Origin of the sequence: Paenibacillus sp. FSL H7-0357, assembly GCF_000758525.1 — a bacterium.
Taxonomy (GTDB): Bacteria; Bacillota; Bacilli; order Paenibacillales; family Paenibacillaceae; genus Paenibacillus_AQ.
In genome coordinates this window covers 104,186-124,308 of the sequence record NZ_CP009241.1, presented here as the reverse complement: position 1 = coordinate 124,308, position 20,123 = coordinate 104,186, and the positions used below count along the sequence as shown (strand labels likewise).

At 52.7% G+C, this 20,123-nt stretch carries 16 protein-coding genes and 1 riboswitch; of the genes, 7 read left to right on the top strand and 9 right to left on the bottom strand.

Annotated features, from left to right (window positions below):
- Positions 1-186: 186 nt before the first annotated feature.
- Positions 187-1,560 (top strand): IS110 family RNA-guided transposase, encoded by a 1,374-nt coding sequence (locus H70357_RS00590; protein ID WP_038584560.1) that lies wholly within the window; start codon positions 187-189, stop codon positions 1,558-1,560.
- Between the two features lie 377 nt (positions 1,561-1,937).
- On the opposite strand, the gene H70357_RS00585 is transcribed toward H70357_RS00590, so the two are convergent.
- Together H70357_RS00585 and rpoE are read right to left on the bottom strand one after the other, a co-directional pair.
- Positions 1,938-3,545 (bottom strand): CTP synthase, encoded by a 1,608-nt coding sequence (locus H70357_RS00585; RefSeq protein WP_038584556.1) that lies wholly within the window; start codon positions 3,543-3,545, stop codon positions 1,938-1,940.
- Positions 3,546-3,841: 296 nt separating this feature from the next.
- Positions 3,842-4,402, bottom strand: a complete 561-nt coding sequence (gene rpoE / locus H70357_RS00580) for a DNA-directed RNA polymerase subunit delta (RefSeq protein WP_038584553.1) — start codon at positions 4,400-4,402, stop codon at positions 3,842-3,844.
- A 607-nt stretch (positions 4,403-5,009) separates the two neighbouring features.
- On the opposite strand from rpoE, the gene H70357_RS00570 reads away from it, so the two are divergent.
- Positions 5,010-6,185: a S8 family peptidase gene (locus H70357_RS00570; protein ID WP_038584547.1), complete on the top strand. Its 1,176-nt coding sequence runs from the start codon at positions 5,010-5,012 to the stop codon at positions 6,183-6,185.
- Positions 6,186-6,417: 232 nt separating this feature from the next.
- Here H70357_RS00570 and argS read toward each other — a convergent pair whose 3' ends face one another.
- The 6 genes from argS to H70357_RS00540 form a co-directional block, all read right to left on the bottom strand.
- Positions 6,418-8,103, bottom strand: a complete 1,686-nt coding sequence (gene argS / locus H70357_RS00565) for an arginine--tRNA ligase (RefSeq protein WP_038584544.1) — start codon at positions 8,101-8,103, stop codon at positions 6,418-6,420.
- Positions 8,100-8,543 (bottom strand): YwiB family protein, encoded by a 444-nt coding sequence (locus H70357_RS00560; RefSeq protein WP_038584542.1) that lies wholly within the window; start codon positions 8,541-8,543, stop codon positions 8,100-8,102. The genes argS and H70357_RS00560 overlap by 4 nt, the downstream gene beginning before the upstream one ends.
- Before the next feature lie 116 nt (positions 8,544-8,659).
- Entirely contained in the window at positions 8,660-9,331 is a 672-nt protein-coding gene (locus tag H70357_RS00555) for a hypothetical protein (protein WP_038584540.1), read from the bottom strand.
- Positions 9,332-9,374: 43 nt separating this feature from the next.
- A complete protein-coding gene (locus tag H70357_RS00550; RefSeq protein ID WP_038584537.1) occupies positions 9,375-10,052 on the bottom strand; it encodes a GNAT family N-acetyltransferase in 678 nt (225 codons plus the stop codon).
- 15 nt (positions 10,053-10,067) lie between these two features.
- Entirely contained in the window at positions 10,068-10,925 is an 858-nt protein-coding gene (locus H70357_RS00545) for a carbon-nitrogen hydrolase family protein (protein WP_038584534.1), read from the bottom strand.
- A 210-nt stretch (positions 10,926-11,135) separates the two neighbouring features.
- On the bottom strand, positions 11,136-12,314 hold the full coding sequence (locus tag H70357_RS00540) for a beta propeller repeat protein (protein ID WP_052091736.1): 1,179 nt from the start codon (positions 12,312-12,314) through the stop codon (positions 11,136-11,138).
- Between the two features lie 270 nt (positions 12,315-12,584).
- On the opposite strand from H70357_RS00540, the gene H70357_RS00535 reads away from it, so the two are divergent.
- From H70357_RS00535 to H70357_RS00525, 3 genes are all read left to right on the top strand, one after another.
- Positions 12,585-14,654: a transglycosylase domain-containing protein gene (locus H70357_RS00535; RefSeq protein WP_038584531.1), complete on the top strand. Its 2,070-nt coding sequence runs from the start codon at positions 12,585-12,587 to the stop codon at positions 14,652-14,654.
- A gap of 103 nt (positions 14,655-14,757) precedes the next feature.
- Entirely contained in the window at positions 14,758-15,438 is a 681-nt protein-coding gene (locus tag H70357_RS00530; protein ID WP_081965637.1) for a DNA-3-methyladenine glycosylase, read from the top strand.
- A gap of 217 nt (positions 15,439-15,655) precedes the next feature.
- Positions 15,656-16,126, top strand: coding sequence for an AbrB/MazE/SpoVT family DNA-binding domain-containing protein (locus H70357_RS00525; RefSeq protein ID WP_038584528.1), 471 nt, complete (start codon positions 15,656-15,658; stop codon positions 16,124-16,126).
- A gap of 115 nt (positions 16,127-16,241) precedes the next feature.
- On the opposite strand, the gene H70357_RS00520 is transcribed toward H70357_RS00525, so the two are convergent.
- A complete protein-coding gene (locus tag H70357_RS00520) occupies positions 16,242-16,748 on the bottom strand; it encodes a YwhD family protein (protein WP_038584525.1) in 507 nt (168 codons plus the stop codon).
- A 105-nt stretch (positions 16,749-16,853) separates the two neighbouring features.
- Here H70357_RS00520 and H70357_RS00515 point away from each other — a divergent pair, with 105 nt between their 5' ends.
- Entirely contained in the window at positions 16,854-18,881 is a 2,028-nt protein-coding gene (locus H70357_RS00515; protein ID WP_052091735.1) for a M1 family metallopeptidase, read from the top strand.
- A gap of 11 nt (positions 18,882-18,892) precedes the next feature.
- Positions 18,893-19,723, top strand: a complete 831-nt coding sequence (locus H70357_RS00510; protein WP_038584522.1) for a hypothetical protein — start codon at positions 18,893-18,895, stop codon at positions 19,721-19,723.
- 220 nt (positions 19,724-19,943) lie between these two features.
- A riboswitch (cyclic di-AMP (ydaO/yuaA leader) is annotated at positions 19,944-20,082 on the top strand.
- Positions 20,083-20,123: the final 41 nt, after the last annotated feature.

Below are 20,123 nucleotides of genomic sequence, written 5' to 3'. Positions count from 1 at the left end.
CGTCCTCAAAAGGACGGTATCCGTTTCAGCGAGAAATAGAAGGATAATTTATAGCGTGTAGCATATAAATTCTGGCGTAATATATAATCCTTGTAGAAAAGGAAAATCCCCAGCGACTATCGAAGAAAGAAGCACCTGACAAAGAGCTTCAATCGTACCTACCCTACCACAGGAGGTTGAAGTCGCATGGGGAAATCCCTACACATTCAAGGCTTAAAGGGAACCAAGTTCAGTCAACAACTACGGGGTGTTAACCTGGAGCAGGTCCTCATCGTTGCTATCGATGCGGCCAAACTCCACCAAAAAGCCCTGATCTGCAATTATTTCGGCGACATCCTTGCAAAACCCTTTTTCTTTTCCGTCAATCAATCCGGCATGCAGACTCTATACCATGCCATCGAACAAGCGGTGGCCTCCACTGGGGCCGTACGCCTGTTTTTAGGAATTGAAGCTACTGGCCATTACTATGAAGATATCGTTAGAGAAATGGCCAAGCAAGGCTACCTCGTCCAGATTCTCAACGCGTATACGACTTTCGAAGAGCGGGCAAGTGCGCTGAACTGGTGTAAAACCGATGACCTCGATCTAGTCGCTATCGCTCATGCGCTGAAGAGCAATAAAGCCACCGAGTTTCGTTTGGCCGAGGGCCTTCAACGGCAGTTGCATGTTCTCACCCGGGCCAGACGCTCGGAGATCCGCAAACGCTCCACTCTGCGGATGGAAATCCGAACACTCATGGACATCGTTTGGCGCGAATTTCAGGGCTATGCCGACCATCAGAATGGGCGGGCTCGGAAAATCAAGGTGTTTAGCAACTTTTGGGGAAAGGCCTCCCTTTTCTTCATGGAGCACTATCCACATCCTGCTGCGATTTGTAAGCTGGGGGAAACGGGACTCCGGAGGTTGTCCATCCAGCATAACCTGAAGCTTCGAGTCGCTGCGATTCGCAAGCTCCTTCTGGTGGCTGCGGAGTCGCTCTCATCTGACGAACAAACGCTTCGTCCCGAACTCCTTCTGCTGCGAATGAAGCTGCAGGATCTTCGCGCCTTTGACGCTAAGATCGATACGCTTGAGCAGGAGATCGAAGCCCTTTTGCTTCAGACCGACGGGCGGGTTTTACTTACCGTTCCAGGCCTTGGCGTTTCCACTGCAGCCGAGCTCTACGCTGAGATTGGCGATGTGTCCCATTACACTCATGCCGGACAGTTGATTAAGAAAGCAGGAACGAATCCCGTCGTTAAGCAAACGGGCGGAAGTGCCGGATCTTATGGAAAAATTTCCAAGCAAGGGAACTCTCATTTGCGCTATGTTGCCTACTTAGCCGGTCGAAGCCTCTGCCTGCATAACCCGGATCTCAAACCGTTTTACGAGCGGTTAAAGAGCCGCGGGAAGCATCCTCGCTCCATTTTTGTAGCTATGGGGAATAAGATGCTGAAAATTGCATTTGCGATGCTACGTGACAAGAAGCCCTTTCTCTCCACCAAGCCCTCTTGTCCGTTTGCCAAGGAGATCAATAAGAAGCTCCGTTTTAGCTGTTTCATTACGCTGGATGTTGCCTGAACAAGCCTGAAATGACTGAACCGGTGGGTCTGGGACTGAGGGAAGATCGGATTAAATTCTAGAGGCCCAGACCTCGTAAATAAGCCTTATCCACCTCGTCCTGTTAATGCGAATTGTACGTTAGATCTCGATCTGCACTCAGCCAGATTGCATAACAGGATTGAACACGAGGCTATTTCCTTTCAAGTTCGAGACCTTCCGGTTCTGTCCATCGCTCTTCGTCAGTTGCTAACTATTTTTTGGAAAACAAAGAGTTAGGTGTGTTTGAGTTGCTTTTATAGTCAGTTTTAGCTTGTTGACATAGTACGCTTATATTTTGAAGAAAGCCTCCAGATGGAGGCTTTCAAAGGCCCGTGAAGGCCGGTTTGACATATGAATTACAGTTGTTCGGAATGAGTCAGCGAAGCTTTGACAAATTCACGGAAGAGCGGCTGCGGACGGTTCGGACGGGAAGTGAATTCCGGATGGAATTGTACCGACAGGAACCAAGGATGACCCGGAAGCTCCACAATTTCCACCAGACGTCCATCAGGTGAAGTCCCGGAGATCACGAGACCCGCTTTTTCAATTTCGTCGCGGTAGGCGTTATTGAACTCATACCGATGACGGTGGCGTTCATAGACCAGTTCATCATCATAGCAGGACATAGCCAGTGAATCCGGCAAAAGCTTGCAAGGATACAATCCAAGACGCATGGTGCCGCCCATATCTTCGATATCCTTCTGCTCAGGGAGCAGATCAATCAGCGGATGCGATGTAGTCGGATCAATCTCCGAACTGTTCGCCCCTGCCAGTCCCAACACGGAACGGCCGTATTCGATAACGGAAACCTGCATTCCCAGGCAAATCCCGAAGAACGGGATCAATTGCTTACGGGCATAACGGATTGCGGAGATTTTACCTTCAATCCCCCGGTCACCAAAGCCGCCTGGCACCAGAATGCCGCCTACTCCGCCAAGCAGTTCGTCCACATTCTCGTCGGTCACCATCTCGGCGTCCACCCAGCGGAGCTTCACTTCCGCATTGGCTGCGAAACCTGCATGCGAAAGCGACTCCACCACACTCAGATATGCATCATGCAAAGCAACGTACTTGCCGACAATAGCGATCTCCACGGTGTGTTCCAGCTTCTGGATCCGCTCCAGCATGCTTTCCCATTCACGCATATCCGGCGCAGGTGTAGTCAGCTTCAAATGATTAACCACAATCTCATCCAGACCTTCATCACGCAGGTTAAGCGGAACCTCATACAGCGTGGAAGCATCACGGCACTCAACTACTGCATTGGCGTCGATGTCACAGAACAAGGCAATTTTGGCCTTCATGTCTTCAGAAAGCGGATATTCCGTACGGCATACGATCACATTCGGCTGAATCCCAATGCTGCGCAGCTCCTTGACACTATGTTGTGTCGGCTTTGTCTTTACTTCACCCGCAGCCTTAATATAAGGAATCAAGGTTACGTGGATATACATTACATTTTCCCGGCCAATATCACCCTTAATCTGACGGATAGCTTCCAGGAACGGAAGGCTCTCAATGTCGCCCACAGTACCACCGATCTCGGTAATAACTACATCAGAACCAGTCTCGCGGCCGGCGCGGTATACCCGTTCCTTGATTTCATTCGTGATGTGAGGAATAACCTGAACCGTGCCGCCCAAATATTCCCCGCGCCGTTCTTTGCTGATTACGGAGGAATAAATTTTACCTGTCGTCACATTGCTGTTCTTTGACAGATTGATATCAATAAACCGTTCATAGTGTCCAAGATCGAGGTCAGTCTCCGCACCATCATCGGTGACAAATACTTCCCCGTGCTGATAAGGACTCATAGTTCCAGGGTCTACATTGATATAAGGATCAAATTTCTGGATCGTCACCTTCAGACCTCTGTTCTTGAGCAGCCTGCCCAGCGAAGCAGCGGTGATGCCCTTGCCCAGGGAAGACACAACGCCACCCGTTACAAAAATATACTTTGTCACTGTAAAACCCTCCTAAATAAAGTCCAGAAATTCAGGCGACGCATTTGTTTATCGTAACCCTTTTTTCCATCATCAAAACGGGGAACTTAAAAGTTACTTCTGCCATCCCAAAAAACCAGGGATGCGTTCATCCAATCACGGAAAAACCATCTAAAAAAACAAAAAAGTGACACCCGTAGAGCCGGGGCACTTTTTATTTTAGAAAATAATATTAACGTTCATTATAAGCCCATGCAATAGTTTACTCTGACGGTCCTACCCATGTCAAGGGAGGAATTCTGCCCTAGCGCACTATTCTAAAATTCGTCGTTCTCGTCCTCGTCGGCATCTTCGCCTTCGCCGTCTTCGGAGTCATCTTCATCCACTTCGTCTTCGTCAATGTCATCTTCATCAATGACAACATCCTCGTCAACTTCTTCTTCGCTGTCGTCGTCTGAATAGAGGTCGTCGCGATCTTCGTCGATAACGTCGAAGTCCTCTTCCTCAGCAGCATAGTTCTCTTCTTCTTCGGCAAAATCATCATCTTCCAAATCGTCGTCTTCATCGTTGATGATACGAACGCGTTTGGTGTTGCCGACAGGATCATCGGAGCGTTCCAGAGGGTACCAGCGTTTCAGCCCCCACAGGTTGGTTCCGACACAGGCAAAACGCCCGTCAATGTTAATCTCGGTATATAACTGGGCAATAGTATCTTGGCTTTCTTGCTCGGTCATACCGCGCAGCTTGGCTACTTCAACCATCAGGTCACGGTAATAAAAAGGTGTGTTGGCTGCTTTAAGCACCAGGAAAGCCAGGTCCACCATCGGTATTTCTTTAACTTTCTCAGGGTCCAGCTTTAAATTGAGTGGCGTACTCACTAAAGGACACTTCCTCTCACGCATTGTTCACTTTACAAATCATACTTAATTTATCATATCCATTAACAAACCTAAGTAAAACCTATTTGCCAGCAAATTGCAAGTCAATTGCGGTGAGAGGCCGGAAGATTCGCTTTGCGGTCCTGGTATGGAGATTTGTTTCTGGCGTTCCGGAAGGTTTGAAGCGCTTTCGGATGTTGCAGCCACTGCTTGCACGGGCACGAACAAAGCAGTTCGATCTGATCATATGTACCCGGCTGTCCCAGCGCCAGGAAATCTGTGATAAACCTTCTTTTTTGAAAGAGACACACAGCCGGTTCTGTACAAAAGATATGAAGAAAGTATAGCGCCAAGCTCATACTCCTTATTTGCTAAAAAAGGCGGAGGAAATTCCTCCGCGCATGACTGTATCCACGCCAAGGATCGGCTCCTTACGGGATGTTGCAAAGAGAGGTTTAGATCTCTTCCGTTTATTTTATGTGAAGCGCCGCCTTTTGACACGATGGGCAGCCCATTTCGCTAAAAAAGGGCAAGTTCCCATTCGGACGTCCGCCTTCTTTCATACAATATGGCAGCACGGCACCGAGGAGGGGACGGCGTATAACTTATGGACTATTACGGATTTTGGCAGATGCTGCTTGATGAGATATCGGCTGCCCCCAAAAATACTACTGAGCGGCGTATTGTTACCTTTAACGATGCCCGCCAGTATGCCGGAGCGCTGTCACAGTGGAAGGCGCTGAAGAAAAAGCGGCCCGGGCTGCGGCAGGTTCAGGTTTCCCCGCTGATTCGGGCCTTCTTTCTGCCTGCTGCGGGTGCAGAAAGACTGATGGATAAATTCTCCGATTTGCTGCGTATTGAAGATGACCTGCGGATACAGGTCCACTCCGCGTCCCCGGACAAGAGCGGAACCGCCGTCATGCCATGGGGGGTGAAGGCGATACATGCTCCCCAGGCCTGGTCCAAATCAACCGGAGTGCATGTGAAAATAGGCGTCATTGACACGGGGGCCGATTACCGCCATCCCGATTTGAAGCATTCCCTGGCCTCCGGTGTGAATCTGCTGCACCGCGGCATGCTGCCGCTCGATGATAACGGGCATGGCACTCATATTGCCGGTACACTGGCCGCAGCGGGCGGCACGCGCGGAATGATGGGCGTAGCCCCGCGGGCACTGGTGTATCCGGTCAAAGCCTTTGACCACAGCGGCTCGGCCTATGTGTCGGATATTGTCCTTGGAATCGACTGGTGTGTACAGAACAAGATCGACATTATCAATATGAGCTTCGGGATGAAAACAAGAAGCAAAGCACTTCATGATGTGGTGATCAAGGCCTATCGGGCCGGGATCGCTATCATCGCCTCCTCCGGCAATGACGGCAAACGGGGCGGGGACTATCCCGCCCGCTACCCCGAGACGATCGCCGTCGGCGCCCTGGACAGAAGGCACCGCGTAGCGGCCTTCAGCAACCGCGGTCCGTACATCGATGTGTACGGACCAGGCGAAAGCGTGCCCTCCTGCTGGCTGAGGGAGGGCTACAAAGAGATGAGCGGCACCTCCATGGCGACCTCGCATGTCACCGGTGCCGCTGCACTGCTGCTCGCGCTGCGGCCGTCGCTTACGCCGCGCGAGCTGAAGCTGCTGCTGCGCCGCACGGCTTCGCCGGTGCGGCTGCGCAAGGGCCAGCGCCGCGCTTCCCTGGGCGGCGGCGCGGCCGATGCCCTGCGCCTGCTGCGGGCGGGCGCACGGGCTAAGCCCGTTGCCGCCGCCGCAAAGGCGTAGGCAACGGGCGGCAAATGCCGCCGCTGCGCTCTGCGGCGGCACGCAGCAGCAGGCCCCTCCGGCACGGGGGCCTGCAACCAGCCCGGACCGGGGGCCGCCCAGATTGCGGGCGGTTCCCGGTCCGGTGTTATTCAAGGCAGGACCCGGCGGCGCCGGTACTGCCTCACGCAAAAAGCTCCGCCTTCCTTTCACCGGAAGACGGAGCTTTTAAGTTTGCTGGCGCAAGCTGCAGCTACATGCGGTCAGGCGCAGTGACACCGACAAGGCGCAGCACGTTGGCAATCGTCGTGCGCGCAGCGCCCAGCAGGGCGAGACGGGCCACGGTCTGTGCGGCATCCTCGGTAATCACGCGCTCGGCTTTGTAATAGCTGTGGAACAGCGCAGCCAGATCGTAGACGTAGCGGATCAGGCGGTGCGGCGCATAGCCTTCGGCAGCAATGGCAATCTCCGCCGGTAATTCGCCGATTTTGCGGAGCAGGTCATATTCATGAGCTGCCGTCAGCTTCGTATAATCGATATCGGCGTAATCCGGCAATGTGATGCCCTGCTCTTCCGCCTGGCGGAAAATGCTGCAGATCCGCGCATGCGCGTATTGAACGTAGAATACAGGATTTTCATTGGACGTGGAAATTGCCAGGTCCATATCGAAGTCCAGATGCGAATCCATACTGCGCATCGTGAAGAAATAACGGATCGCGTCGAGTCCAACTTCTTCCATCAAGTCTTCCATCGTAACCGCTTTGCCGGTACGTTTCGACATTTTGACCTTTTCGCCGTTCTGGAACAGACTGACCATTTGGGCAATCAGCACCACAAGCTTCTCCGAATCGTTGCCAAGGGCCGACATCGCCGCCTTCATCCGCGGAATGTAGCCGTGATGGTCAGCGCCCCAGATATTGATCATTTTATCGTAGCCGCGGCTATATTTATCGCTGTGGTAAGCAATATCAGGCGTGAGATAGGTATAGGTTCCGTCGTTCTTGATCAATACGCGGTCCTTGTCGTCGCCATATTTGGTCGTCTGCAGCCAGGTTGCCCCGTCCAGCTCATATACCTCTCCGCGGTCGCGCAGCTCATCGAGTGAACGCAGCACCTGTCCATTCTCATACAGCGAGGTTTCGCTGAACCAGATGTCGAAGTTGACGCGGAAGCGGCCGAGGTCGCGTTTGATTTTGTCCAGCTCCTTGGTCAGGCCGTAAGTGCGGAAGAAAGCGGCACGGTCCCCCGGAGTCATCGCAAGCAGGGAATCCCCCTTCTCAGCCACAAGCTCTTTGGCAAATCCCTTGATGTCTTCGCCATGGTAGCCGTCCTCCGGCATTTCGGCCGGCTGGCCCAGCTCCTGCAGGTAGCGGGTCTCAATCGACTTGCACAGATTGGCCACCTGGTTGCCGGCGTCGTTGATATAGTACTCACGGGTTACTTTGTAGCCGGCATAATCCAGCACGTTGCAGAGCGCGTCGCCGACAGCAGCACCGCGGGCATGCCCCAGGTGCAGGCTGCCGGTAGGATTCGCGCTGACGAATTCCACTTCAACCTTCTGCCCATGGCCAATATCTATGCGGCCGTAGTTGTCACCCTGCTCGTGGGCAAGAGCGATTACCGGATAAAGGTAGCTCTTGGACAAAGTAAAGTTGATGAATCCCGGTCCGGCAATTTCTGCTTTTTCAATAGAAGCACGACCTGTGTCCAGGTGCTCAATGATCGCCTCAGCGATCTGCCGCGGATTGCGCTTCGCAATCTTGGTAAGCTGCATTGCGGCGTTGGTTGCCAGATCGCCATGCGCTTTGTCCTTCGGCACTTCCAGCACGATAGCGGGAAGCTCTTCTCTGGTCACCAGGCCTGCGGCAACAACTGCATCGGCGATGGCTTCTTTCACCCGTTCATTGGCAAGCTGAAGCGGATTTGAACTTTGTGTCATGATTGTGGTTCCTCCTGTATATGCAAACTGATCGCGAACTGTCCTGATAACTCCTCGTAAACGTACAGGTCATATTCCCATGAAACCGTCAGCGACCGCCCGTTCCGGACCATGTCCAGCTTCCGCGTTTCTGTAGAGAGATTGAACTGTGTGTAAGGGGAACGGTAGAATCCCGGCAGGCGGCGCCCCGGCGCAAAAGACTGCTCGGACTGGATTCCGCCGTGACGGATCAGCTTCAGCTCGCTGTCTGAAATCTTTATGGTAGTGCGGACGGAAACAGCCTCGCCCTGCGGGCCCTGACTGGATTCTTCATAACGGATATATAGCTGCGGCCCTCTGGCAGTAACTTCTCCGGCTGCTTTTACAACATTTCGCTGCCCGTCCTGCAGGCTTTCCAGTGTCACGGAAACACCGTATTTGTCGGACTGTACTTCAGCCATCACGTGTTCCTCGCTTATTCTTTCTTATATTTAATCAAAGTCATATTCGCTTTCCCATTGTACACTATATCCAGTTCAAGAGAGCAATTCAATGGCTAATTCGCCATGAGGAATAATTAAAGCGGCAGCAGTTCAAGCTTATCCTGGGCACGCAGACCTTCCACCATGGACAGCCAGGCCTCAGGCTTATCCTCCAGCACAGCATAATAGCGGGTCAGGAAATCGGCAACCAAAGATGCATCCAGCCGGTCCTGCTCCTCATCTGCGGGCATGAAACAAAGATCCAGTCCGGTTACCGCCTCCCCGTCGCCCATCCACGAGGGATGTACATAAGGAAAATCAAGACGTTTATAGCCTAAGTGCGACAGCACCTCACGGCGTACAAACGGATCCATCGGCTTAACGCCTCCAAACTCATGATGTTGCGCCCGGTAAGGATCGTAGATTTCTGCGAACATACCGTACAGCATTTTGCCGCTATCCGCAGCAAGCTTATTCAGGTCTTTCAGCCGGTTCCGGGCCAGAAAACGCCCGATCCCCAGACCCTCCCGGCCAATGATGGTGAAGTCGGTCATTGCCACATTCCAGTCCGGATAATAACGGTATTCCGTTGTGCCCACCACAGCTCCGTCATGGACGGCGGCAAATACGCGAATCCCGGGATCTTCAAGCGGCGCTTTCCACAAGCTGTACTCCAGCACTTCCTCCGGCGGGAACACCTCTGCCAGCAATTGATGTACTTGTCTGAACAACGGGTCCCCAATATCGGTGATTCTTATATATTCCATATTTCCATTTCCTCCTCCATCCGGTTATGAATTCACTGCGACTTCATACACGTGCAACAAAGGGGTTGCGCCATTCCATCAGTGCTGCGAAATTGCCCGATTCTTCATCATCCAGATAATCGGCTACGACCCCGACCGGCGTCCGCCCGCAGCGCAGCAGGAAGGTAATCACAGGATCAGTTAGTATGCCGGCAACCACTTCGGCCAGATACTTCTCCGCCGGCATCCGGGAAGCCTGCAGATGATAGCCGGGCATTCTTCCCGCTCCCAGTAGCCGCTCCAGCTTCTGCTCTACCACAACGTGATACAGCGACTGCACCAGTTCCTTGCCGAGTCCCAGCTTGCGGTATTTGGGACGTACGCATAGATCGGCGATATACAGCGTATTTCCATCCGGCTGATGCGTGGTAATATAACCGTCTGCTGTAACCTCCGACCACGTATGATGAAGCCCTTCACCCTCCGGCTCAAAATTGATTTTCAGCCCTGTCACCGAGCCAGCCAGTTCCCCGTTCACTTCCACAGCGAGCGCGCCTTCCGGAAAAAGCGTCACATGATTCAGCAGCTGCTCCCGCTTCCACCATAATTCAGCAGGATAAGGCGGCGGAAATGCTTCGGACTGAATGGTGATCAGCTCGGCAAAATCGTCTTCGGTATACTGGCGGATAACCGCAGGCACCGGGATTTTTTCGTCAAAAGCATAAAAGGTTTTGTAGTACATACCGTGCTCCACTCCTTACTTCCAATCTGTGTAGAGGTCTGTCCTGCGGTCCCGCCACGTCGTTACAGAACCTTTCTCGCGCACACTGTACAGCAGCTCCAGATCCAGATCGGCGGTAATGATCATATCGTCATTAATTTCACCTTCGGCGAGCAGACCTTGCGGCGGAAAAGGAATATCATTCGGCGTAATGACCGCTGCCTGGCCGAAATTGGCGCGCATCAGGTCGACAGTCGGCAAGGAGCCTACCGTCCCCGTCAGCACCACATAGATCTGATTCTCAATCGCGCGGGCGTGGCTCGTATATCTTACCCGGTGGAATCCATGGCGGTCATCCGTACAGGATGGACAGAAAATCACGTCTGCACCTTTGGCTCTGGCCATGCGCACAATTTCCGGAAATTCAATGTCATAGCAGGTCAGCATAACAATGGTTCCTTTATCGGTCTGGAATACCTCCAGCCCTTCTCCCGCCCCCATATTCCAGCCTTCGACTTCTGCAGGTGTAATGTGCAGCTTGGCCTGCTCGGCAATTCTTCCATCCGGATAAAAGAGATGCGCCACATTGTACAGCTTGTCATTTCTGCGCAGTACGTGGGTTCCGCCAATAATATGTACACCGTACTTCCGGGCATAACCAGAGAACATTTCCCGGTAACGGCCGGTAAACTGCGGCAGGTCGTTAATTCCCAGGGCTTTACCCTGTTCATCACCTATGGACATTAGCTGCGTCGTCAAAAATTCGGGAAACAGGATGAAGTCGGCGCTATACTCCTCCGCTGTCTTTATGTAATGCTCGCATTGAGCGGAAAACTCCTCAAATGAAGAGATCGTATGCAGATGATATTGCACAGCAGATACGCGAAAAGCCATATTGGAAGTCCTCCTAATGATTAATCAAGATTGTTTAGATAAGCAACCCTTTCACACGCCGGGCGCCTTCCTTAGAAAGTACATAAAATTTTACCATACCGGCGAAAAAAACACACTTTCCCGGGGTAGTAACTAGATGTCCGAAATGCAAAAGCGGCCCCCAGAGGAGCCGCCATTCGTGCAGGACCAAGCGGTTCCGCTGCCGGATAATTATTCTGTTCCTTTAAAAGTCAATTTCAGCTTCCAGGTGGTACCGCCGTCTTCCGTAGCGTACAGGGAGGAACTATTGACGCCTTTCATGGCCATCCAGCCCGCTTTGCTGCCGGTAAAGGAAATCATTCCGTCAACTCCAGAAATGGCCGGCTGATTTGACCACTGCTTGCCGCTGTTATAGGTCCTGCCAACGGCTACCTTCTCTCCCGCCGGAGAGAAGCCGAACAGAAAAGCGGTGCTGTTGCCGACCAGCTGCATGTTGCCCGGTTTCCCGGAAGCTGGTCCAGTCTTGAGCGGCTCGGCGCCGCTGCCCGGCGCAGGTCCGCCACCAGCCGAATCCTCGGCAATTACTCTGCGCCAGCTGTTGCCCTTATTACCGCTGGCATACAGTGAATAAGAGGTCTGCGACATACCGCTCCCCCCGTATAGCAAGGCGTATACTTGATCACCCTTCGCATAGATTCGTCCTGATTCAGGATAGTCAAAGGCGGACTTCAGGCTAAGCTTCCAAGTGGAGCCGCCATCCGTAGTCTTCATGATCCGGTAGCCGGAACCCGGTGCAGTTACAACTGCCCAACCGTTACTGCGGCTGCTGAACTCTGCGCCGCTCGTGTTGGCCGGTGTTGAGATCTTGCTCCAGCTAAGGCCGCCGTCCGCAGTGTAGTAGGTAGAGGTCCGGTTGTACCCAAAGCCGTGCATCCTGTCTGTAAAATCGATTCGCTCAAAAGTTACCGCCTTGTCCGAAAGTCTCTTCCAGGTAGAGCCTCCGTCAGAGGTTGTAATCAGATAGACCGCTGAACCATCTTGAACTGAAGCCAGCGCCCAACCTTTGACGTTGTCCGGGAAATCCATTTGGCGGAAGTTCCATTGTCCCTTGTAGATCTCCTGAAAGTGACAGCCGCCATCCGACGTACCGATCATAAAGCCGTTTCCTGCCGCCCGGCCTGTATCTGCGCTCAGAAACTGGAGATCGTTAAAGCTGGGCGGTGCGCTTTGGGTGCTGCTCAGTTTCGCCTGCAATTCCTGCAACAATCCGTGATCACCGCTGCCGCAGGCAGGTGCCGGTGCTGACGCTGCCTGCGCCGGTGAAGCGGATGCTCCCCAGCCGGAAACCGCCAAAAGGCCCGCCGAGAGGAGCGTTAAAGCCGTGTGATGTATTTTATGGGTCCAATTCATGAGAACACCTCCTGTAAGATATATACCCTTTTCAGTAAACACTACTCTGTTATACTCCCCCGCCGCTGCTCGATCCACCAGAGAAAATCACAAAAAGAAGACAATTTGGTCACCGTCTTCAAACGGCTCCCTCTTATCTCTTTTGATGCAAAGTACAGGTCTCCTGAATATCTGATCCCATCCTTCCCCATAATGAAAATTAATGAGGAAAAAAGAATACAGCTGTCGTTTCCTATAATTTAGATATTTATAAAGAAGGAGCCTGATGCCATGCCGCGCGATTCTGATAAACCCAAGGCAAAGAAACACCGCTTCCGCGGGCTGTTCCGGCTGCTGGCCGTCATGACCGTACTGTTGCTGCTCGCTTCCGGGGCATTGATCGGCTATCTATATCAGAAAGACCTTCCTCCGATCGGAGATGATATCCGCTCCAAGCTGCTCGATTCCCGGGGCAATGTGCTGGCCACCTTCACCAACGATGGACGTAGCCGGGACCCTGTAAAGCTGGAAGAGATTTCTCCGCTGCTCATACAGGCAACACTGGCCGTGGAGGACCGTAAGTTCTACGACCACTCCGGCTTTGATCTAAAAGGTATGGCCCGGGCTGTACTCGTCAATCTGGAGGCGGGCAAACGCACGCAGGGGGCCAGCACCCTGACCCAGCAGCTTGCGCGCAATCTTTATCTGACCCATGAGAAGACCTGGACCCGTAAGGCGAAGGAAGCTTTATATACGATGCAGCTTGAGATGAAGTTTAGTAAAGACGAAATCCTGAACATGTATTTAAATGAAATCTATTACGGACATGGAGCCTACGGCATTGAAGCGGCTGCACGAATGTATTTCGGCAAAGCTGCGGCGGATTTGGATCTGGCCGAGAGCGCCATGCTTGCCGGGATTCCCAAGGGCCCGACCTACTATTCGCCGTATACGCATATGGAGAATGCCAAGAAGCGGCAGGGCATCATTTTGTCTGCGATGGCCAATGTAGGCGATATTACCGATGCGGAGGCCCAGACGGCAGCCCGGGAAGGCTTGAATTTCAAGCCTCAGGGTCAGAAGGACACCACTGTAGCCGCACCTTATTTTCGCGATTATGTGCGCAGTCTTGTCATCGACACCCTCCATATCAGCAGCGATGAGCTGGACCAGGGCGGGCTGAAAGTCTATACCACCCTTGATTCCGATATGCAGCAGGCGGCAGAGGATGCTGTCGATAAAGGAATGGACGGCAGCAGTGAGCTGGAGACCGCCCTTGTCTCCATCGACCCCCGCACCGGTTATATCAAAGCGATGGTCGGAGGCACAAATTACCGCACCAACCCGTTCAACCATGCCTTGGCCACAACGCGCCAGCCGGGATCTTCCTTTAAGCCAATTATGTATTTGACCGCACTCTCGTCCAAGACGATGACCGGACTGTCTGTCTTTAACAGCCAGCCGACGCTGTTCCATTACGACAATAACCGCAAAACCTATCAGCCCCGCAACTTTGGCGACAAATATCTTGGAGAGATCAATATGCGTCAGGCGATTGCCGCCTCTGACAACATTTATGCCGTGAATACCATTATGAAGGTAGGGGCGGATAAGGTCGCCGAAATGGCCGCTAATATGGGTATCGGCAGCCCGCTGCAAAGCGTGCCCTCACTAGCGCTCGGCACCTCGCCGGTCAGTCCGCTGGAGATGGCCTCAGCCTTCGCGGTGATTGGCGGCGGAGGGGCTAAGCTGCCTGTGACGGCTATCCTCAAGATTACTGACTCCAAAGGCAATCTGCTCTATGAAGCTCCACAGGGCCAGGGGCAAAAGGTTGTCGAGCCGGCAGCGGCCTATGTGCTGACCCGGCTGATGGAAGGTGTATTCGAGAGCGGCGGTACGGGAAATCGTGTTGCCTCCGTTATCAAACGTCCCGTGGCCGGCAAGACCGGCACCACTGACACCGACGGCTGGATGGTCGGCTTCACCCCCGAGCTGTCTACCGCAGTCTGGGTGGGCTATGATAAAGGGCGTGAAATCGCCACGTCTGACGGAAGGCGGGCTGCGCCAATTTTTGCGGAGTTCACGGAAAAAGCGCTGGCAAATGTCCCGCCAAAAACTTTTCCGATTCCCGACGGCGTAGTCAGCGTGTACATTAACCCGCAATCCGGCAAGCTGGCCACAGCCGCCTGCCCCGAGAAGGAGCTGGAAACCTTCATCAGCGGTACAGAACCTACGGAATATTGTGACCAGCATGGTGCAGGCGAAGACACCGCTCCATCCGGCGGATCAAAGGACAGCGCAGTCCCTGCCAAGGATGAACATTCCTTGTGGAGCGACATTAAACGCTGGTGGATGAACTGATCCTTGTTGCAGCCATTGCCCCGTCTGCGCTACGATGGGACCAATGAACGGCAGAAGCACAGGCTTTAAGCCCTGCTTCGCCAGGGAGAGGTGCCATCAATCTATGAATGCGAATAACGCTGCCAGCGGCAGGGAAGCGTTCCCTTCTTCTCCACTTCTGTCCCCGGAGATCTATGCGCATACAGCGCTTAGGGCCGCGCCGCTTCTTCTTGGCCAGCATCTGGTCCGGCGCACGGAAGACGGGGATATACGCTGCCGCATCGTGGAAACGGAAAGCTACGGAGGCGCCGAAGACAAAGGCAGCCATGCTTATGGCGGCCGCCGCACCGCCAGAACCGAAGTAATGTTCAGCTCCGGCGGCACCGCCTATGTATATCTCATATATGGTATGTACCACTGCCTCAATGTGGTAACCGCCGCGCAAGACAATCCGCATGCGGTATTAATCCGCGCGGTGGAGCCGCTCACTCCCGCCGATGCGGAGCGGATGGCATCTTACCGGGGCATAGGCATCAAGAAGCCGTCCGACCTGTCGGGCGGTCCGGGCAAGCTCTGCCGGGCGCTGCGGATCGACAAAAGCCTGAATGAAATCCGCCTGGACATACCGGGCGGGCCGCTCTGGCTGGAGCAGGGCGCAAGCCCCGAAGCTCTTGATATTGTACAGGCTCCCCGCATCAATATTCCCTATGCTGAAGAGTATGCGGAGCTGCCCTGGCGTTTCTATCTCAGGAACAATCCTTACGTTTCGGTAAATGATAAGCAGGCCAGCTCTTTCAGAGTTTAAAGATTTCCCTGCCTGTTTCGGTATCCCGGAATTGGGTAAAAAATAATGAACCCTAATCAGCCTCTGCTAGCGGACCTCCGCAGGCAGAGGTTTTTCATCCCTTTATTCGCCAAATTCCTATAAATGTATGCGTTTCCCCCGTTCTCTTAACTTACAATTACTGTTATAATCATAGATATCCACACAAAAATATAAAGATGCAAATGAGGGACATGAGATGAAAGATACAGGCATGATCCGGAGTTTAGACAGTCTTGGTAGAATTGTGGTTCCCGTAGAAATCCGCATGACACGTAATATTGACATTGGAGATCCTATCGAGTTCTTCATTCTGAATGAAGAGATTATTGTGCTCAGAAAGTACACCTCTACAGAATGCACTTTTTGCAGAAGCCTTGATCATGTAACTTACTTTAAAGATCAGTTTATTTGCAACAGCTGCCTCAAAGAGCTGGGAGATCCCGGGCTTGTTTCCGATGCGGCAGAGCAACCGGTAAGTCCTGTTGAAGACAACACTGCATTACTGCGTGGCGGCCGGAGAACAAAGACAGAGGAAATGAGCCAGCGTCTCGAGAAGGCCATCGCGGACCATCCGTATGCCAACCAGAAGGAGCTTGCCGAGGTTCTTGGCATCAGCCAGGCCAGAGTCAGCCAGCTAAAGCGCAAGATCAATGCAGCAGGCAGATAAATGAACACAAACATCTTGATTCATCCCTCATGAGCATTCAAAAGGCTTGGCCTTTCCCGTTTCGGGAGGGCCAAGCCTTTTAGCTTGAAACAAAGTATGTTGCAGGGGACATCTCCTATTCCGACAGTGCCGCTTTCAGCTCTTCCGGAGAGGCATTCCACCAAGCTTCATTATGAGAAATCAGCAGTGATTTAAGCGCCGCTCTTTCCACTGTACCGAGCCCCTCCAGAATGATCTTCCGCTTCAGAGCAGCATCCAGCTTGTTCACATGATCGGCAAGAATTTTCCAGCCGCGCCGTGCCTCTGTATCAATCCACATCTCGCAAGCGGTAATGCCCCCGTAGAACTGGCCCTCCGCCGTACGGTCTACAGCTACCCAGACAACCCAGACCTGTCTGCCCGCCGGCACATCCTCGCGGTTCATGGAGAACTTAATCCCCTTCTCTACCTTACTCTTGGCATGCATGGCACCGATATCGATAACTGCTTCACCGCCGTCAATAATAACGGGCGATACATTGTTCAAATCAATGGAGCCTGCGCCGAAGCCTTTATGTTTGCTCTTGGCATTCACAATATTTAAGGCAATCTGTTTCTTGCCCTCCGGTTGTACGTTATCCACAAGTGCACATCCTTTCCTTTCACTAATAATTTAATTTTAGCTAATAATGCGGCGAATGCAAACATATACATCCCGTAGATGCTTGTCACGGGAGGAATCACAGTTATGAAGCCACTGTCATTAAGGTACATTATCGTCTTTGCGGCCCTGTCCGCCCTCACTCTGCTGGGAGGGGGAATAGGGGTCCTTTCAGGGTATGGTGCAGAGCACAGCCCTGCCGTTCTAACTGCTGCTGTTCAAAAAGAGGCCAAGTCCCCCGCTGCCCTGCCTAAGCCCAAAGCCGTGCAGCCCGTTCTTCCCGAGAGCACTCCCCTTCCGGTCTCGAAGGCGTTAAGCCAGCGGGTAGTGGAGTATCATATCGACGTGCAGCTGCTGCCGGACACCACCTCTCTAAGAGCCACAGAGACGGTGACCTGGACTCACCCGGGCCTAAAACCGGTACAAGAACTCTACTTTCATCTTTATCCAAACGCATTTGCTTCTGAGGATACTACGTTTATGAAAGAATCTGGAGGCGAACTCCGGGGTGATGCCATGCCAGCGAACGGATTTGGCAGCATGACCCTGACCGATCTCCGGACTACGGAGGGAGTCTCGCTCATGCAGCGGCTGCAATATGTGCAGCCTGATGATGGCAATGTCAATGACAAGACACTCGTAAAGGTGCATCTCCCGCAGCCGGTTAACGGAGGGGAAAGCGTAACGCTTAAGGTCCAGTTTGAAGTTAAGCTGCCCAAAATATTCGCCCGCATGGGTTCCGCCGGCAATTTCGTGATGGCCGGGCAATGGTTTCCCAAACTGAGCGTCTATGAACCTGCCGGTACCCGGGGTGTACAAGAGGAAGGCTGGAATCTGCACCAATATCACGGAACATCCGAATTTTACAGCGATTTCGGTATCTACAATGTAACCATCTCCGTCCCCCCCAATTATATCGTTGGCGCAAGCGGGTTCCCGGTCAAGAGCGCCAAGCTGAAGCAAGATCAGAAGGTGTACCAATTTTATGCGGATGATGTACATGACTTCGCCTGGGCCGCTTCTCCGGACTTTGTGGTAGCCGAGGAGGCCTTCTCTACAGACCATGTACCTGGCGTGAGAATCAAGCTTTATCTGGACCCGCTGCATAAACATCTGCAGGAGCGTTATTTCCAGGCAGCGAAGGCCGCCCTGACCAACTTCAGCAAATGGTACGGACCTTATCCTTACTCTACATTATCCATCGTCGTACCTCCCAAAGAGGGCAACGGCGCCGGCGGGATGGAATATCCCACACTGGTTACTGCTTTTGGCGCAGCTGAGGCTTCTCCAGGGACCTCTCTGGAGCGCACGGTCATTCATGAGATCGGCCATCAATATTTCTACGGGATGTTAGCCAGCAATGAATTCGAGGAGGCCTGGCTGGACGAAAGCTTCACTTCCTACGCCGAAGACAGGCTGATGGAGCAGGAGTATGGGGTATCATCCAATCATGTCCTGCAGGCCAGCCTGGTGACATCCTCCCAGCCGCTTGACCTGGAAACCTGGAAATACACTCCTGCCGATTCCTATGCCAGAAATGTGTACATCCGCGGCAAGCTGGTGCTGAAGGATATCGAACAGCAGGTCGGAACCAAGACGATGGATACCCTAATGGCGGCCTATACCCGTAAGTTCCGCTTCCGGCATCCTTCTACCGCTGACTTCCAGAAAATCGTGGAGAAGGTGACCAAAAAATCCTGGCAAGCCTACTTCGACCAATATGTATACAGCGGCGGTTCTCCGGATTTTTCGATTGATCATATTAAAATCTCTGACCCTAAAAAAGAGGGCGGCGATGATAATGCCCGTTACGAAAGCTCAGTAGCGGTCAGCAATAAAGGAAATCAGTATGGTGACGTCCCGATAAAGTTCACCTTCCTGGATGGCTATACCGTCCAGCAGTTTTGGAATGGAACAGAGAAGGAAACCACCTTTCAGCTAGCCTACAAAGCGCCTCTTTTGTCCGCAGAGATTGATCCGGATCACTCCATTCTGCTGGAGAGTAAGCATCTCAACAATTTTAGACTGGCGGAGCTGGAGCGAAAGACGCTCTCCCGCTGGACGCTTAGTGCAACGAAGCTGCTTGAAACCCTGCTCGGAACTCTTGTCTGGTGAGGTGAAGGATTGTGAAAAGATCGATAACCCGCGGCTGGTACAGCATGAAAGAGCAATTTTATATTCTGATTCTGCTTTTTATCTATCGGCTGCTTTGGGGCTATTTCCTGTACAGATTCGTCAGGTCAGCCCTCATCCCGGTGCTGCTCCGTTATCCCGATACACACGCCGGCGGCAGCGGAATAGGCAGATTGCTGTATTATATCGAAGGACAGACTGCATTGGGCACAGACCCCGGGGTGCTGCGCTGGCTCTGGCTGCTGCTGGCCCTCTCAGCGCTACGGCTGCTATGCTCCCCCTTTATCCGTGCAGGGCTGCTGCATGAGCTGCACCAGGAGCGCAAAGGGGAGCGGGGAATGTTCTTTTTTCCCGGAATGAAGCTTTACGGACTCCCCGTACTGCTGTTCAGTCTAGCGGAATGGCTTCTGGCCGCAGCACCGCTGTATTGGCTTCTCCCCAAAATGTACGGGCTTCTCCTCAGCGGTATTCTCGATTATACCCTGCTGCTGAGACTGGTTCCTTATGTTCTGGCCTGGCTCCTGTACTTCTACCTGATCCGCATTCTGCTGCTGTACATGCAGTTTGGCTTCACCGGAGGAACAGGCATGTTCTCTTCCTTGCTGGTTGGCCTTAGGGTAATCCTCCCTTCCACCTGTATATCTGCACTGTTCGGCGCCGGCGGCCTGCTTCTGCTGCTGCTCTCCGGAGTGACCGCACTTTTCTGTCCAGGCCTGCCCGCACTGCTGTTCCGGCAATTTTCACCGCTTCCCTCAACGCTGTTCAAAATGTGGAGCATAGCGGGGCAGTATCACCTTTGGTGCAGCAAAACATTTCCACAATAATTACGCCAGTCCCTTGGCATAATAGAAGAGTCACTGCCCCAGATAAAGGGCGGGACTCTTCTTTTGGTTACAACGTGATTTAGGGTATTTGCAAAACTGTAAATCCTCTGGTACAATGATGCCTGTACCAGTAGTAACAACTTTGTAATCTTTTGAAACTAATTTGAAGTAAATGAATGTGCCTTTAAGCATTTAACCTTGTCGATACGTCACTGTTTCGGTGCATAAAACGCCAAATTCCCGGCACCGGGAAGTGGGGGAACCATATTTTGGGTGAATTGATCTCGCTTTAGAGGGGTCATAGGGGAACCTTCTACCGAATCCTTAAGCTAACCTCGCAGGCCTTGGAAGGAGTACATCTTTTGAAAAGTCATAATTTTAAGAAGAAATGCACCGCAGC

Excerpts from the sequence above, each read along its gene's own strand:
- H70357_RS00590 (WP_038584560.1), top strand. The coding sequence starts at position 187 with ATGGGGAAATCCCTACACATTCAAGGCTTAAAGGGAACCAAGTTCAGT.
- H70357_RS00570 (WP_038584547.1), top strand. The coding sequence starts at position 5,010 with ATGGACTATTACGGATTTTGGCAGATGCTGCTTGATGAGATATCGGCT.
- argS (WP_038584544.1), bottom strand. The coding sequence starts at position 8,103 with ATGACACAAAGTTCAAATCCGCTTCAGCTTGCCAATGAACGGGTGAAA.
- H70357_RS00560 (WP_038584542.1), bottom strand. The coding sequence starts at position 8,543 with ATGGCTGAAGTACAGTCCGACAAATACGGTGTTTCCGTGACACTGGAA.
- H70357_RS00555 (WP_038584540.1), bottom strand. The coding sequence starts at position 9,331 with ATGGAATATATAAGAATCACCGATATTGGGGACCCGTTGTTCAGACAA.
- H70357_RS00550 (WP_038584537.1), bottom strand. The coding sequence starts at position 10,052 with ATGTACTACAAAACCTTTTATGCTTTTGACGAAAAAATCCCGGTGCCT.
- H70357_RS00545 (WP_038584534.1), bottom strand. The coding sequence starts at position 10,925 with ATGGCTTTTCGCGTATCTGCTGTGCAATATCATCTGCATACGATCTCT.
- H70357_RS00540 (WP_052091736.1), bottom strand. The coding sequence starts at position 12,314 with ATGAATTGGACCCATAAAATACATCACACGGCTTTAACGCTCCTCTCG.
- H70357_RS00535 (WP_038584531.1), top strand. The coding sequence starts at position 12,585 with ATGCCGCGCGATTCTGATAAACCCAAGGCAAAGAAACACCGCTTCCGC.
- H70357_RS00530 (WP_081965637.1), top strand. The coding sequence starts at position 14,758 with ATGAATGCGAATAACGCTGCCAGCGGCAGGGAAGCGTTCCCTTCTTCT.
- H70357_RS00525 (WP_038584528.1), top strand. The coding sequence starts at position 15,656 with ATGAAAGATACAGGCATGATCCGGAGTTTAGACAGTCTTGGTAGAATT.
- H70357_RS00515 (WP_052091735.1), top strand. The coding sequence starts at position 16,854 with ATGAAGCCACTGTCATTAAGGTACATTATCGTCTTTGCGGCCCTGTCC.